Annotated in this window: 9 protein-coding genes; 5 read left to right on the forward strand and 4 right to left on the reverse strand. The window is 57.9% G+C overall.

What is annotated here, in order from left to right; genetic code table 11:
• Positions 1 to 446: 446 nt before the first annotated feature.
• On the forward strand, positions 447 to 1,082 hold the full coding sequence (locus QZ268_RS12775) for a hypothetical protein (protein ID WP_295453177.1): 636 nt from the start codon (positions 447 to 449) through the stop codon (positions 1,080 to 1,082).
• A 753-nt stretch (positions 1,083 to 1,835) separates the two neighbouring features.
• Positions 1,836 to 2,549 (forward strand): trypsin-like serine protease, encoded by a 714-nt coding sequence (locus QZ268_RS12780; RefSeq protein WP_295453180.1) that lies wholly within the window; start codon positions 1,836 to 1,838, stop codon positions 2,547 to 2,549.
• A gap of 213 nt (positions 2,550 to 2,762) precedes the next feature.
• Here the strand turns inward: QZ268_RS12780 and QZ268_RS12785 are convergent, their stop codons facing one another.
• The 4 genes from QZ268_RS12785 to QZ268_RS12800 all read right to left on the reverse strand — a co-directional run bounded on the left by QZ268_RS12785 (position 2,763) and on the right by QZ268_RS12800 (position 10,268).
• Positions 2,763 to 3,935, reverse strand: coding sequence for an HlyD family type I secretion periplasmic adaptor subunit (locus tag QZ268_RS12785; RefSeq protein ID WP_295453183.1), 1,173 nt, complete (start codon positions 3,933 to 3,935; stop codon positions 2,763 to 2,765).
• On the reverse strand, positions 3,932 to 6,079 hold the full coding sequence (locus QZ268_RS12790) for an ATP-binding cassette domain-containing protein (protein ID WP_295453246.1): 2,148 nt from the start codon (positions 6,077 to 6,079) through the stop codon (positions 3,932 to 3,934). Before QZ268_RS12790 ends, QZ268_RS12785 begins: the two co-directional genes overlap by 4 nt.
• 263 nt (positions 6,080 to 6,342) lie before the next feature.
• Entirely contained in the window at positions 6,343 to 7,647 is a 1,305-nt protein-coding gene (locus tag QZ268_RS12795; RefSeq protein ID WP_295453187.1) for a TolC family protein, read from the reverse strand.
• A gap of 71 nt (positions 7,648 to 7,718) precedes the next feature.
• A complete protein-coding gene (locus QZ268_RS12800) occupies positions 7,719 to 10,268 on the reverse strand; it encodes an Ig-like domain-containing protein (RefSeq protein ID WP_295453189.1) in 2,550 nt (849 codons plus the stop codon).
• 780 nt (positions 10,269 to 11,048) lie between these two features.
• Here QZ268_RS12800 and QZ268_RS12805 point away from each other — a divergent pair.
• From QZ268_RS12805 to QZ268_RS12815, 3 genes are read left to right on the forward strand one after another with little or no spacing between them, the layout of a single operon-like run.
• On the forward strand, positions 11,049 to 12,983 hold the full coding sequence (locus tag QZ268_RS12805; protein WP_295453192.1) for a PrkA family serine protein kinase: 1,935 nt from the start codon (positions 11,049 to 11,051) through the stop codon (positions 12,981 to 12,983).
• Between the two features lie 15 nt (positions 12,984 to 12,998).
• Positions 12,999 to 14,330, forward strand: a complete 1,332-nt coding sequence (locus QZ268_RS12810) for a YeaH/YhbH family protein (protein WP_295453194.1) — start codon at positions 12,999 to 13,001, stop codon at positions 14,328 to 14,330.
• A complete protein-coding gene (locus tag QZ268_RS12815) occupies positions 14,323 to 15,837 on the forward strand; it encodes a SpoVR family protein (RefSeq protein WP_295453197.1) in 1,515 nt (504 codons plus the stop codon). The genes QZ268_RS12810 and QZ268_RS12815 overlap by 8 nt, the downstream gene beginning before the upstream one ends.
• Positions 15,838 to 15,869: the final 32 nt, after the last annotated feature.

Genomic DNA, 15,869 nt, shown 5'->3' on the forward strand with positions numbered 1-15,869 from the left:
AGATGCGAAAGGTCGATGGCTGGGAAACCTTGGCTCAGCCCATCGCCCCGATCAGACTTGACCTCGCGGCCTGATCAGGCCCAAATCCACATGCTCGGAGAACGCCGCCAGAGAATTTCCACCAGATTCGAGACACAACCACTGCCGGTCCGGGTGTCCTGTACCGGAGAGACCTCTGGCGCGACAGTAGAAGCGGACAAGGGCAGCCGAGCAGCGACTTCGGTTTGCCTCAATGTCGACGCGCAAGCGGTGAAAACACTGTTCCTTGAACGCCTGGCATTACTGCCCTAAGGAGGCGCTGCGCCAGTGCCCTGGCGCGTCATTGGTGATTTACCTCTTGGGAAATCTATGTCTTCTTAAGTGGAAATACTAAGAACCCGACCTGCCACCAGTGGGCTGTGAAGGGGGCAAGGCGCAAAGATGTTTGGGGCAGGGGCGTTGTTGGAATGAAGAGTATTGATGATGTGGACCCCAATATCCTGATTGGATACAAATCCGGGCAGTATTGGCAAAACCGCATGGATCTCATGTATTATTCCTATCTGGACTATATTGTCCGGAGCCTCGGTAAAGATGCCAAATCCATGATCGACATCGGCACCGCGAGCTGCCCCTATCTGGAATGGTTCGACTGGATCCCGGAACGGGTCTCGTTTGACATGGCAGAGCCCTACCAGTCTGCGACAGTGGAGGGGGTTCAAGGCGATTTTCTACAGCATGATTTTGGCGGTAAGAAATACGACATCGCCACCTGCTTGCAGGTGCTTGAGCATGTGCCGGATGTGGTCCCCTTTGCCCGCAAGCTGCTAGAGATCAGCGATATGGTCATTGTGACGGTGCCGTATCAATGGCCAGCCTCAGCAGCTGATGACCACATTCACGATCCTATAGGAAACCGAAAGCTCCTGCAGTGGATGGGGCGCAAACCCAACTACCGGCAGGTTGTCCGCGAGCCGTTCCGTGGCGCCGTTGGCAGACGGTTGATTGCCGTCTACGAGGCTGACGTGACGGCCCGCTATGGGCGCAAGGATTTTAAAACCCGGGTGCGCCGGTCGCGTTTTCCTCTGGGCGAACAGGGCTAGCTGTTGCAGGCTCTGCCCACGGCAGGTCGTGAATATGACAGGCGTGGCATTTTTCGTGGCAACACGGTCGGACAGGCCTGTCCGCTTCTGCATCATCTCCAAAGATTTTGACTGCGCTGTAGAGGCTCCGCTGTTGCTGGTCTTCTGTGGATTGCCCAGGCGGCCCTAGAATAAAGCTTCCTAAGCGAGGTTGTGCCGTGATCTGGCGCCATGTCTCAGGGGCATTGGACACAGTAGCACCTGCAAGGCTCAGGAGGGGGCGTGCCCCCTGCGCAGCCGGGGCGCGGACAAACAGTCAGCCGGATGTCGCTGGCTGACCCGTGGCGCAGCCTCTCTTATTGCCGCAGGGCGACACCTTAACGAAGCGAGGCGCAATTATTGATTTGGAAAGAAAATCCAGAAGGAGTTGCGATGCGAATCGTGGCTGATTCTTGCCCCAATTGGGTGAGTATTGGCAGCAGCCCACCGAATTCTTACCGAAGTCTTGTGGTCCAAGAGGTATTTTAGGGCGCATGAACGAGACAAAAATGCACGTTTTTACAGGTGTTTGGCTAAAATCTTAAGAAGAGTCTTAACGTCAGGTGGTCTTTTGCTCTGTTTTAGCACCATTCTGCAGCATCAATAACCGGGGGGTTAGGGAATTGTTAACGCTGCCACATTCTGTCCACGATTTCGTCCACCACGCACAAGATTGGGCCCCATTCCAGCCGCACGACTGAACAAACATGTCGATGTGGGAATTTGGAGTGGAAAATGAAACAAATAATCGCTGTGGCTGCGGCCTGCTTGCTTGCAAGTATGTCCAGCGGCGCGAGGGCGGATGATCCGCAATTTGGAGCAAGATCGCTACCTGGGTGGGAAGCGGTTGGACGTCTGAATATTTCGGGACGCAATATGTGTACCGGATCCTTGATTGCGCCAAATTTAGTACTGACCGCGGCCCATTGCCTTTATGATCCGGTAACTGGACGCGCGATTGATCCGACGACGATCAAATTTGAAGCGGGCCTTGTGGGGCGACGTGCCAAGGCTGCACGCAACATTGCCAAAGCAGTGGTGCATCCTGGATATCGCCACAGTGAAAGAGGCGACACACTGATGGGCAGCGACATTGCGGTGCTCCGTCTGTCTCGACCGATCAGTTCGAGTCAGATCCAGCCGCTGGGCATGTCCCTGAATGCCAATCGCGGAGACGCAGTAGGCGTGTTGTCTTATAACTTCAATCATGCAACGCGCCCCAGTTTGGAACGCAGTTGCGAGGTTCTGGCAAGACAGCGCACAACCTTGGTAATGTCATGTCTGGTTGATTTTGGAGCCTCAGGCGCACCGGTTCTACAGGTGAACCCTGGTCGATCGCCCACACTGGTTTCGGTGGTTTCTGCCAAGGCCGCGATGGGGAGCAGGCCAGTGTCGATTGGAACCGCGCTGGATTCAACCCTGTGGCGCTTGATGCAGCAGGCCGGCTGACGACAGATACGTCCCTCCTTAGCGACGTTCCCACGCGACCTGCTGCCAGAATGGCGGTGGGAAGCCGGGGCACCAAGGCGCAGAGGACCATTGGGGCGCAGTCCTGAACGGCTGGACCGTAGAGGACAGGCTGTCAGGGACAGCCGGGAAGAACAGGACAGCGGGCAAAATGTTGTTGCATCCGCTGCTGGGGCCGGGCCGTGATATGCGTGTCTATGGTTCACGAAAGGCCTCTTGAGATTTGTACAGAGGCTTCAACAGGTATTTCAGCACGGTCTTTGATCCGGTTTGCAATTCTGCGGTGGCCCGCATGCCTGGACGGATTTCGATGCCCTGCTGGCGTTCGGTCAGATCAGAACGATCAACCCGGACGGTGACCCGATAAAAGGGTTCGGCGCGGGGATTACGTTCGTCCTCAAAGGTATCCGCCGAGACAAAATCGACCTCGCCATTCAGCGCGCCATAGATGGTATAGTCATAGGCCGACAGCTTGATGGTGGCCCTTTGACCGGTTTGAACGCTGGCAATATCCTTGGGTTTGACGCGGGCTTCGACAAACAGCTCTTCGCCCATTGGAATGATTTCAAAAATCTCTTCACCGGGGCGCACAACGCCGCCAATTGTGGTGACGCCCAGGCTGTTGACGATGCCGGACATTGGCGAGGTGATAACCGTGCGGTTCAGTTGGTCTAGCGCCAGTCGCTGATCCTGCCGTAGCGAGGCCAGCTCACGCAGGGCCTCTGAGTATTCTTCCGCCAGTTTCAATTCGTTCTGGGTGCCAATCTCGTTGAACTTGGCCTGGGCATCGGTGGCCGCTTTCTGCGAGCGGTTCACCTCGATCAAGGCGACGATGTTTTTCTCATAGAGATTTTGCATATTCGCCAGCTCGTCATTCAGCTGGTCGAGGATCTTGCGCGCGCTGGTGCGGCGGCTGTCAAAATCCCCCTGCCGGGCGTTCAGCAAGGCCCGCTCAGAAGCCAGGATCTCAGCCGAGCGGTTGGCCAGGGCATCAGGGACGGTAAACTCATAGGCCCCGTCCATTTCTGCTTCCAGGCGGAACTGTTTGATTTCCAGGGTGTCGATCTGGTCCTGCAATTCATCGGCGATGGTGCGGAATTTGGTGTCCTGCAGCTTGGCCAGGATCTGCCCGGCGCGCACCTCGTCCCCCTGGCGCACGTGGAGCTCGGCCAGAATGCCGCCTTCTAGGTTCTGTACGATCTGCGCCCGCGAAGAAGAGACCACTTCGCCTTCACCGCGCACGATTTCATCCACCGAAGCAAAGGCCGCCCAGCCGATGAACAGCAACAGGGCTGCCCCAACCAGATAGACAATGCGGCTGGCGCCACGGGCGCTTTCGGCAAGATCGTAATGCGCGGATGAGGTCATTTAGCCTCTCCAGCGGCGAGATGGGCCAGAACCTTGTCGCGGGGACCATCTACCACCATGCGCCCGTCCTGCAGGATCAGGGTGCGGTTGGTCAGTGACAGGATGGGCATCCGGTGGGTGGCAATAACGGCTGTGCGGCCCTGGAGCCAGGTTTCCAGGCGGCTGACCAGGGTCCGCTCCAGGGTTTGATCCAGCGCCGCGGTTGGCTCATCCAACAACACGACTGACGGGTTCTGCAGCCACAGACGTGCCCAGCCGATGGACTGGCGCTGTCCAATCGACAGGCCGCCACCGCCATCGCCAATATCCAGATCCAGCCCCTTATGGTGACCGCGCACATAGGCGCCCAGGCCTGAGAAGTCCAAAGCAGCCATCAGGCGGGTATCGTCGCGCTCCAGCTGATTGAGGTTGAGGTTGTCGCGCAGCGAGCCCGCAAACAGCCGCACGTCCTGGCTCAGGTAGCCGATATTGCGACGCAGATCGCGTGGGTCGATCTGGCCCATATCGGTGCCATCAATCATAATGCGGCCTGAATCTGGGGAATAAAGCCCTGACAACAGCTTGATCAAAGTGGATTTGCCCGAGCCATTGACACCCAGTACCGCAACCCTTTGGCCGGGGGTGATGGCAACACCGGGAACATCCAGGGTCGGGGCGGCGTCTTCGTCGTAGCGGAACACAACTTCGCGCAGCTCAAAGCGGCCCTGAAGCTGCTCACGGCGCAGGTAGCTGCGTTCGGCCTCCATCTCCTGCGGGGCGCTGGCGATGGCCTCCAGCCCCTCCAGAGCGCCCTTGACGTTGCTCCAGCGCGCCATGGTGGCGGCAAACTGGGTCAGCGGTGCCAGAGTGCGGCTGGTCAGGATGCCAGTGGCAATGATTGTGCCGACGGTGAATTCACCGGCAAAAACCAGAAGCGTGCCCAGAACCACAGCGGTGATATAGGTGGCCTGCTGGATGCCCTGGGACCAAAAGGTGAGGGCGCTTGCCAGACGGCGTTGCTCGGTTGAGGAATGCGACGACAGCACGTTCAGCTCATCCCAGTTCCGCATCACGCGGTCTTCGCCGCGCTGGGTTTTTACGGTGTCAAGTTCGGTAATGACCTCATGCAGCAACCGGCCTGCCTTGGCATTGGCGCCCTGGGTCTGGCGGGTCAGCGCGATCATCTTGCGCTGCATGAAATAGGCGGGCAGCAACATCAGCACGCCACCGACCATGATCACCCAGACGATGGGGCCGGCGATCGAGGCCACCAGCAGCAGGAAGACGGCGATAAAGGGAATATCGGCCAGGGTGGAGATGGTCGAGGAGGTGAAGAATTCACGCACGGCGCCAAAATCGCGCATCGCGGCAAACAACCCCGACGGCGGCAGCGGTTTCTTGTCCGACCGCATGCCGATCAGGCGGCGCATCAGATTGTGCTGCACCGACAACTCGATCTGGCGTCCGGCGGCATCTGTCAGCCGAGCACGGGCAACTTTCAGCAACGCCTCCAGCATGATGGCAAGAAAGGCCCCAAGGGCCAGCACCCAAAGCGTCGCATGGGATTGATGGGGAACCACCCGGTCATAGACCTGTAGCGAGAACAGGGCGACAGAGACGGCCAGAATATTGGCCACCAAAGAGCCCAGCATGATTTCGCCCACCTGACGGCGGTACTTGGGAAACTCGCCCCAGAACCAGTGGTCGCTTTCCAGCTGTGGCGTGTGGCGCGCGGCCATTTGTTTCAGCGAGGGGCGCGCAACCAGCAGGGTGCCGGTGAAAAATGGCGTGAACTCGCCCAACGGCACCTCGGTGCGATTGTCGGGGCAGGTGGTGTCAAAAATGGTGAGCCGCCCCTGGTCCTGACCCAGAACCAGCACACATTGGCCGCCCTTCATCATCGCCAGGGCGGGCCAGTCGCCGGGGGTCAGCTCTGGTCGGCGTTGCAGTTTCACCTGCAACCCGGTGGAGCCCAGAGCCTGGGCCAGGCTTTCGGCCGAAGAGTCGCCCGGATTGTTGCTCCACATGAAGCTGGCGATATCGCCAGCATGGGCCTCTGTGCCCTTCAACGAGGCAAGTGTCGCAATCAGGGTCGCCCGGTGCTGAATGCGGGCGGAGGCGCCTTCGATCAGGGTGCCAACTTCGCGGCGGTTGCCTGTTGCCACTTCTGTTTGTTGAGGGGGGGTGGAGCGGGCAGCAGCCGTGGGGGGCTGATGGGCCAACCCTGTTGCAGGCTGGTTTGCCGGGGCGTGCCGGTTTTCTACGGTCGCAGCGCCGGGGGCGTCAATAATCTGACCCGCAACAGGAGCCGCAGCCGAGGACGGCGCCGGGCTGGGGGGGACAGCCCGCAGCCGGGGGCTGCCTGGTTTGCGCGACGGGGAGTTGGCTTTCGGGGTCGATCCGGGCCGGGGTGGAAAGGTTGTATCGGTCAAATCTTATCCCCATCCGCCAGTAGGCCCATGTCACTTGCCAGCATCAGCTGGATCAACACTACTTCGTATTTTGCTTCGATATGGTCCTGCTCGCGCTGAACCAGCTCTTCGTAGATTGAGACCACATCCATCACAGGCCGCTGGCCTGCTTCGAACTGTGCTTTGAAAAGCCTGTATGTTTCGCGGCTGGCCCGCGCCAAAGAGGCGGTCTCGGCGGTCTGACGCCGGTAGGAGGCCAGCCGCTGCACCTGACGGGAATAGCTGCGCCGCGCGTCTTCTTCGGATTCGCCAATCTGACGACGGGCGGCTTCTTTGGAGACCTCGATGGCTTTCAGAGCCGCGCCAGTGCCAAGCCCCAGGGGTTCGGCCAAATCCAGGGTCAGCCCCGCGCCGGAGCCATCAGAGGTGACATTGCCGGCCGCAGCAATCTGCGGCAAGAGCCCGGCGCGGCCAATCACCGCTTCCGCCACGCCACGATTGGCGACGGCCTGGGATTTCAGCACTGAAAGATACTGCGTTGTGTCCGGTGGCGTGCCCAGATCGAGCTTGCCGGGTTTTTCCGAAAAGCTTTCCCCGGTCATCGCCGTGAGCTCTGCGCGGGCGGTGGTGGCCGCATCCTGCGCGGTGGTGCGGGCATTGCGCATGCCGTTGATCTTGCTGTCGACCACATTCAAATCAGAGCGGTCGGACAACCCGCCATCAACCCGGCCCGCGACGATGCGGCGGAATTCCTGCATCTGGGTCAGGGCACGGCTGTTGTAGGCGGCTTTTTCATCACCGCGCAGCCCGGCCAGATAGAGCCCCACGGCATCTTCGACCCGCTCGTTCATATCAACCGAAAGATTGACCGCAGCGACTTCAACATCGGCGGCTGCAAAGGCGCGTTCGGCTTTGCGGCGCCCATTGTCAAAAAGAACCTGTTGAATAAGCATGCCAGCCACAAGATCGCCCAGGTCGGTAAGGCTGACGGAAGGGCCGATTGAGGGCAGCCAGTTTTTCGATTCTGCCTCGGCGCGCAGTTTGGCGCTGATCAGCTCTGCCTCGGACGCGCGGGCAGAGGCCGCCACAGCGGCTTCGGCGACGGCGTTATATACAGTATCTTCGGCCAGCAGCGAGCGGCGCTCAAGCAGGGTCGAGATAACTTGTGACGTGGCCTCACCTTCGGGCTGCACAAAATTGCCGCCGCGCCGAGAGACCTCGGTTTCGTCACTGGTTTTGCCCGCAAAGATGGGCATGCCATCGGCGCAGCCGGAAAGACTGCACATAAGTGCCAATGCGCCAATGGGTCGTGCCAGTTGCATACTTCCCCTCGCCCTTTTGTAGGGTTTTGGTTGGGACCGGCAACTGTCAGGAACGGTGCCGGTCCAATTGATCAGATGATGACGGTGACGTCTTGATCAATGACCAGGGTCGCGCCATCGGTGCCGACTGTGTAGACATTGTAGTTCTCGCCACCGACATTGCGGGTGCCTTCCAGGGTCGCCCCTGTCACGGTCACACTGTCGTCGCCCGGGGTTGACCCACTGTGGATGGTCAGGGTGTCCGAGTTTTCAGACAGCGCCTTGATATCCGCTTCGGTCAGAACCAGCGAGACATTGCTGGCCGCGCCAAGATCCAACTCATCAATGTTGAACTGACCCAGAGAGGCGTGATCCAATGTGCTGGCGGTGGTGGCGTTGTCTTCGAGAACAAGCAGGGTGCTGGAGCCGTTGCCCAGCGAGTCAACATTGGTCACCACCAGGTCGGTACCGTCAGGGATGGCAGTGGAGAAATCAAACTCCGTAATGCCGCCCCCTTCAGAGACAGTCACGCCGGGGTTGGAAACAGACCCATCGCCTTCGAGTGCCTTAACGGTAATGGATTCACCCGTTCCGGCGATGCCTTCGACGCTGATTTCGCTGACGTCTTGGCTGCCAATCTCATAGGTGACAGAGTCCAGAAGAGGGGCTTCAAAGACGGTATCGACTTCGAAGCTTTCGGTCAGGGAGCTGGTGTTTCCTGCTGGATCTGTTGCAACAATCGTAGCCGTTGCAGAATACTCCCCAGCCGGCAGATCACTGCCCGAGAATTCAGCACTCCAGTTGCCCGCAGCATCGACGGTGGCGGTTTTGGCCACACCCCGGATCGTCACGACAACCTCAGAGCCGGGCTCGACGGTGCCCTGCAGGGCAAAGCCGGCATTCAGCTCATCCTGATTGACCACGTCATTGGCGGTTTGATTGGCCTCGACGCTGAAGGGATCAACCTCGGTGTCGATCGCAAGGATGCGGGTGACAACGTCCGTGTTGCCCACAGCATCGGTGGCATGCACTTCGATGTCGACATCGGTTGTGCCGGTCGGAATAGAGCTTTGCGGAATAAGGACCGTCCAGTTGCCCGCAGCATCTACCGTGGCGTTTTGGGCGCCAGCGGCGCCAAAGAACACCTGAACAGTGGAGCCTGGCTCGGCAGTGCCGGTCAGCTGGACACCGCCCTGGGCTTCGGGGCCAGACAAAATATCGTCCGCACCGGCAAAGCCGCCGTTCAGTGTAACGCTGGTTTCCGTATCAATATGGACCGTGTGACTGCTGGTCGTGCTGTTTCCGGCTGCATCGCTGGAGGTGACTTCGACAGTGCTGGCATAATTGTTGCCGCCAGTGATCTGTGCGCTGCTGTAGCCAACAGACCAAGTTCCATCGCTGGCCACGGTTGTTGTCTGGGTAACGCCCTGAAACAGAACCGAGATCGAGGCACCGGCTTCACCGGTTCCCGACAGGGTGACACCGGATGAGGCTTCGGAGAAGCTGATAATGTCGTCGCCTGCGACGGTGTTGATGCCGACGGGAGGCGCAATGGTGTCGACCTCCAGTGTCTCGCTAAAGGTGGCGCTATTGCCAAAATCATCTGTTGTGGTGATGGCCACATCTGTCGTGTACTCGCCAGTGTTGATCTGGGTCGAGTCAAAGGTAACCGACCAGCTGCCATCTGCAGCAACAGTTGTCGTCTGGGTGTGACCGTTGATGACAACACTGACGCTGGCGCCTGCTTCACCTGTGCCGGTGATGACGGTACCTGTGGAATGTTCGCTGCCATTGACAAGATCGCCAGTGGACTGCGTGCCGCTGGTGACGTCCAATTCTGGGGGCGTGGTGTCGATGATGACTGTAGGGCCATCCAGATCATGGGTTGTTCCATCGGGATCGACGACCTGGACGGTGGTGTCATAGTTGCCATCTATCGGCAGGTCTACGACCGGGAAGGTTACTTCCCAGATACCATCCTCGTTGACGGTGCCTGTCTGTGTCTCGCCGCCAACGTTGACTTCGACTTCAGCTCCGGGCGTACCGGTGCCGGTGATGACAACCGGATCCGTGGTTGAGCCCGCAACAGGGTAGGTCGCATCGGGGTCATCTACTGTAGGAATGATGAGATTGCCGCCTCCGCCGCCACCTCCGCCACCGCCAGCGATGACTGCGGCACCGGCGACACCGGCTGCTGCGCCAGCTGCGCCGAGACCGCCAAAGAGTGGGGCTGCCAAGGGAGCAATAACCGGCTCGATGCGGTCAACATCAAAAAAGACCATGTCATCATAGGCGGACCACTTGCCGGTAAGATCCAATGGCTCGTAGCTGGCAAACAGCGCGCCCTCGGCTTTGTCTTCAAGGACAACTTCGACAAAATTCCCGTCCTCGCTGAGGAACAGGTTTTTGCCTCCGGCTGTGCCATTGCTGTAGTAGTTTTGCAGCACCAGGATTTGGCCATCGGCCAGCACGAGGTGGAGATCGGATCCCCGCCGTACATAGCTGTCGATGTCCGAGGCGCTGAGGTTCAGCGAAATATCCTTGGAGTGCGTGACATTGAGAAGTGAGGGGGAACCCTCTGAAAAAGTGCTTTGACGGGTGGTCCCCGAAAGATCACGGGTGATAAATCCAACAGTACTCATTTTTTTCCGCTCGCTTCTAGACCACGCAGCGCCCGAAATTATGGGGTGCGAAGTGTCCGGTGCCTGTATGTTTCTGCCGAAGACCGTTCTATGCGGCCATATTGTGAGTATATTGCGTCGAATTTAAATCAAATGTCTAGCCGGTGCTGGCAGGAACTGTGGATGAATTGCGCTCTATAGTGTCTTGTTTGCCGCAGGTTTTCTGCCGTGAAAGGGCGTTTTCGCCTTTTCTGGGCGACTTGTTAACAAAGGGTTAATGAAATTGACGGCAGTCGGCAGGTCAGACGGAGCAGTGGCTCAGGGCACGATTTGGACGAAATCAAGGCGAAAGCCCGCACCTTGGGTTCAGTGCCCCGTTATCCTGTCCCAACCAAAACAGCGCCCGAAAGCCCGGCGAAACCCTGTGAGAGGGAGGGATGACCCAGGCTGTCGGCGGGAGCGCGCTGGGGGTGAACTCAGAAATTCTGGAGAATTTGTGAAGGATTTTTTACAAAAATCTTCTGGCAATTAATTAAAAATACACCAGTTCCTATTAGTATGAAACTCGCAAATAGTGTACCCTTGCGGAAGACTGAACGGCGTCCGAGACTCTCGATTAGCCGGACCAAGCCCCCTGATCAGAGCGGGCATCCGGTGCTTAAGACGCCGTTGAACAAGAGCAGAAATCAAAAGCAAAAACGACCGCGGACCTCCGTGGCCCAGGTACTGGGCTCTCTATGGCTGCGCGTTTTCACTACCGCCAGGAGGAAGGGCGAAGCGTAACCCAGGAGGCTAGATCCGATGAAAGACATTGCCGAGATATTTGTTGAGCAATATGGCCAGACGCGTGAACAGGAGATGTCGCTCTATGACTATCTCGATGCCTGTCGCACCGATCCGAGCCTTTATGCCAATGTGGCGGAGCGGATGCTCAAGGCCATCGGCGAAGAGGAGCTGGTGGACACGTCTAAGAACGCGCGGCTTGGGCCGATCTTTCAGAACCGAACGATCAAGCAGTATAGCGCCTTCAAAGATTTTTATGGGATGGAAGACACCATCGAGCGCATCGTCGGCTACTTCCGTCACGCTGCCCAGGGGTTAGAAGAGCGTAAGCAGATCCTTTATCTGCTGGGGCCGGTGGGGGGAGGTAAATCCTCGTTGGCGGAACAGCTGAAACGTCTGGTCGAAGATCAGCCCATCTATGTGCTGAAAGCCGGTGACCAGTTGTCGCCAATTTTTGAAAGCCCGTTGGGGCTGTTTGATCCCGTGCGCATGGGCAAGCTACTGGAAGAAGAATACGGCATTGCCCGCCATCGCCTGCCGGGGCTGATGTCGCCCTGGGCGGTGCAGCGGTTGGATGAGTTCGGCGGGGACATCTCCAAATTCACCGTGGCGCGGATCTATCCGTCGGGGTTGCGGCGCATGGCGGTGGCCAAGGTCGAACCCGGCGATGAGAACAATCAGGATATCTCGACCCTGGTGGGCAAGGTAGACATTCGCCAACTAGAACATTTCAGCCAGGACAATCCAGATGCCTATAGTTTTTCGGGCGGTCTGAACCGCGCCAATCAGGGCGTGCTGGAATTTGTCGAAATGTTCAAAGCCCCCATCAAGATGTTGCACCCCTTGCTGACCGCGACCCAAGAAGGCAACTACATGGGCACCGAAAGCTTTGGCGCCATTCCCTTTACCGGGCTGGTGCTGGCGCATTCCAACGAGAGCGAGTGGCAGGCCTTTAAGAACAACAAGAACAACGAGGCCTTCATTGACCGGGTGTCAATTGTGAAAGTGCCCTATTGTCTGCGGGTCAGCGATGAGGCGCAGATCTATGACAAGTTGATCCAGCACAGTGAGCTGGCAGAGGCGCCCTGCGCGCCGGAAACGCTCAAGATACTCAGCCGCTTTTCGGTCCTCACCCGGCTAAAGCCGCATGAGAACTCCAACCTTTATTCCAAGATGCGGGTCTATGACGGCGAAAGCCTGAAAGACACCGACCCAAAGGCCAAGACGGTTCAGGAATATCAGGACCGGGCCGGTGTTGATGAGGGCATGAGCGGCATCTCCACCCGTTTTGCCTTTAAGGTGCTGTCGTCGACCTTCAACTTTGACACCGATGAGATCGCGGCGGATCCGGTGCACCTGATGTATGTCCTGGAACAGATGATCAAACGGGAGCAGTTCCCAGCTGAGACCGAGGCCAAGTATCTCGACTTTATCAAAACGGATCTGGCCCAACGCTATGAGGAATTCATCGGCAACGAGATCCAGAAGGCCTATCTGGAGAGCTACACTGAATACGGCCAGAATGTCTTTGATCGCTACATCTCCTATGCGGATGCCTGGATCGAAGAGCAGGACTACAAGGATCCCGACACGGGGCAGCTGTATGACCGTGACATTCTCGACAGTGAGCTGAGCAAGATCGAAAAGCCGGTGGGGATCGCCAACCCCAAGGATTTCCGCAACGAGGTGGTCAAGTTTGCCCTGCGTCATCGCGCCAATACCGGCGCAAACCCGGCGTGGAATTCGTATGAGAAACTGCGGGACGTGATTGAAAAGCACATGTTCAGCCAGGTCGAAGAGCTGCTGCCGGTGATCAGTTTTGGCAGCAAGAAAGACAGTAAGACCGAGAGCAAACATCAGGAGTTTGTCGAACGCATGCGCAGCCATGGTTACACCGACCGTCAGGTCCGACGCCTGGTTGAATGGTATATGCGGGTCAATAAAGCCGGGTAATGGGGGCGCTGCAAGATGCATCAATTCATCGACAGACGCGCCAACCCCAAGGGCAAAAGCCACGGCAACCGGCAACGGTTCCTGCGCCGTGCCAGGGAAAACATAAAAGAGCGTGTTGACCGCTCGGTGCGGGAAAAATCCATCCAGGAGGGGGATGGTGTCTCGCCCGAGGGGGAAAAGGTGACAATCCCGGCAAAGGGATTGCAGGAGCCTCGGTTCTTTCACAGTGGCCAGGGTGGCAACCGCAGATATGTATTGCCGGGCAACAAGGAGTTTGTGGTTGGCGACACCATCCCGAAACCAGATGGCGGTTCAGGCCAGGGCGGGCGCAAGGCCTCGGAAGAGGGCGAAGGTGATGATGCGTTTTCCTTTACCCTGACCCGTGACGAATACCTGGAGATCCTGTTTGACGGGCTGGAGCTGCCGGACCTGGTAGAAAAATCCACAGTTGAGACAGAAACCATCGGCAGCCGCCGCGCCGGGCTGACCACTGCTGGCACGCCCAATAACCTCAACCTGGTGCGCACCATGCGCAATTCCCTGGGACGGCGGATTGCTTTGCGACGCCCTTCTGCTCAGGCGCAGGCGGACCTGGAAGCTGAGATTGAAATGCTGGCGGGCCTGCCCTCTCTTTCAAAGGCGCAGGTCGCGCTGCTGGAGGAACTACAATCCCGGTTGGAGGCGTTGCAACGCAAGCGTAAGGTTGTAGGTTATATCGACCCGATAGATCTGCGCTTTGACACCCATGTGCCAGAAAAGATCCGCAAATCTCGCGCGGTGGTGTTCTGTCTGATGGATGTTTCCGGCTCAATGCAGGAGCGCGAAAAGGATCTGGGCAAGCGGTTTTTCCTGCTGCTGCATCTGTTCCTGTCGCGCTGCTATGAACACACGGAACTGGTCTTTATCCGCCATACCCATCTGGCGGAGGAGGTGGATGAGGAAACCTTCTTCTATGCCCGCGAAACCGGCGGCACCATTGTGTCCACCGCGCTGGACAAGATGCGTGAGGTGATAGCGGACCGCTACCCGCCGCAGGAGTGGAACATCTACGGCGCGCAGGTGTCGGATGGGGAAAATTTTGGCAATGACTCGGCGCGCTGCAAAAAACTGCTGCTCGAGGATCTGCTGCCGGTCTGCCAATACTACGCCTATATGGAAATTGTCGAAGAAAGCGCGGATGCGCTGCTGCATGACAGTGAGGCGGGGGATGACCTGTGGCAGAACTACCGCACGGTCAAAGCTCAGGCGCCGCATTTTGAAATGCAGCGCGTGGCCCATGCAGCCCATATCTATCCGATCTTCAGGGAGTTCTTTCTGCCCCGGATAAAGGGAGGTCAAAATGCTTGACGCAAAACCGGGATCCAACCTGCTGTTTGACGGGCCAGAGTGGAGCTTTGAACTGCTGGAAAAGGCTCGCGACGCGATTGAAGAGATCGCGCTGAATGATTTGGGGCTGAATGTCTATCAGAACCAGATCGAAATCATCTCGGCGGAGCAGATGCTGGATGCCTATTCCTGCACCGGCTTGCCGCTGATGTATCAGCACTGGTCCTTTGGCAAACATTTTGCCCGCGACGAGGCGCTGTATCGCACCGGACGCCAAGGGCTGGCCTATGAGATCGTGATCAACTCCAACCCCTGCATCAGCTACAACATGGAAGAAAACACCATGGCGATGCAGACATTGGTGATGGCCCACGCCGCCTTTGGGCATAATCACTTTTTCAAGAACAACTATCTGTTCCTGCAATGGACCGATGCCGATGGCATTCATGATTATCTCGCCTTTGCCAAAAACTATATTGCTGCCTGCGAAGAACGTTATGGGCTGGACGCGGTGGAAGAGGTTCTAGACGCGGCCCATGCGCTGCAAACCCAGGGGGTGTTTCGCTATGGGCGCCCCCCCAAACCCACTGCGCAGGAGCTGCAAGCGATGCAGCGGCTGCGCGATGGCCATGAGGCCAGCCGCAGCCTGCTGGATATCTGGACCGATGCCACTTTGGGGCACAAAAAGGAGGAGGACGCGCGGGAGGCGCCCTTTAGTGCACGCCGCAAAAGCCTGAGCCTGCCGCAGGAGAATATTCTCTACTTTTTGGAAAAGCACAGTCCGATTTTGCAGCCCTGGCAGCGGGAACTGCTGCGCATTGTGCGGATGCTGGCGCAGTATTTTTATCCGCAAAAACAGACCAAGGTGATGAACGAAGGCTGCGCCACCTTTGTGCATTATTATATCATCAACGAGCTCTTCTCGCAGGGGCGCCTCACTGAGGGCGCCTATATGGAGATGATGCACAGCCATACCAATGTGGTGTTGCAGCCCGATTATAATGACCCGCGCTATGCGGGACTTAACCCCTATGCGCTGGGCTTTGCCATGATGATGGACATCAAACGCATCTGCCAGGCCCCCACCGAAGAAGACCGCGAATGGTTTCCTGATATCGCAGGCCATGGGGCGTGGCGGGAAGTCTTGCGCGATGCCTGGGCCAATTACCGGGACGAGAGCTTTATCCAGCAATTCCTGTCGCCGCACCTGATGCGCAAATTCAAACTCTTTGCGCTGGTCGATCAGGAAGACCAGAAAGACCTGGTGGTGAGCCAGATCCACAACCGGGCTGGCTACAAAGAAATCCGCCGTGCTTTGGCGCAGCAATATGATCTGGCCTATCTGGAGCCCGATATTCAGGTCACTGATGCTGATCTGAGCGGCGACAGGCGTTTGATCCTCACGCATACGGTGCGCGATGGCGTGCAACTGGATGAGGAAAACAAGCGCGAGGTGCTCAAGCACCTAGGCACACTCTGGGGCTATGATGTCTGTCTGAACGCGATGGAGACAGAGCTCTGGACCTGAGTGGACGGAGACCGGGCGCGCTTTGGGCCTGC

Source organism: uncultured Pseudophaeobacter sp. (assembly GCA_905479575.1).
Taxonomy (GTDB): Bacteria; Pseudomonadota; Alphaproteobacteria; order Rhodobacterales; family Rhodobacteraceae; genus Pseudophaeobacter.

Coding starts and splice junctions, on each gene's coding strand:
- QZ268_RS12815 (WP_295453197.1), top strand. CDS start 14,323: ATGCTTGACGCAAAACCGGGATCCAACCTGCTGTTTGACGGGCCAGAG.
- QZ268_RS12800 (WP_295453189.1), bottom strand. CDS start 10,268: ATGAGTACTGTTGGATTTATCACCCGTGATCTTTCGGGGACCACCCGT.
- QZ268_RS12785 (WP_295453183.1), bottom strand. CDS start 3,935: ATGACCTCATCCGCGCATTACGATCTTGCCGAAAGCGCCCGTGGCGCC.
- QZ268_RS12780 (WP_295453180.1), top strand. CDS start 1,836: ATGAAACAAATAATCGCTGTGGCTGCGGCCTGCTTGCTTGCAAGTATG.
- QZ268_RS12795 (WP_295453187.1), bottom strand. CDS start 7,647: ATGCAACTGGCACGACCCATTGGCGCATTGGCACTTATGTGCAGTCTT.
- QZ268_RS12775 (WP_295453177.1), top strand. CDS start 447: ATGAAGAGTATTGATGATGTGGACCCCAATATCCTGATTGGATACAAA.
- QZ268_RS12810 (WP_295453194.1), top strand. CDS start 12,999: ATGCATCAATTCATCGACAGACGCGCCAACCCCAAGGGCAAAAGCCAC.
- QZ268_RS12805 (WP_295453192.1), top strand. CDS start 11,049: ATGAAAGACATTGCCGAGATATTTGTTGAGCAATATGGCCAGACGCGT.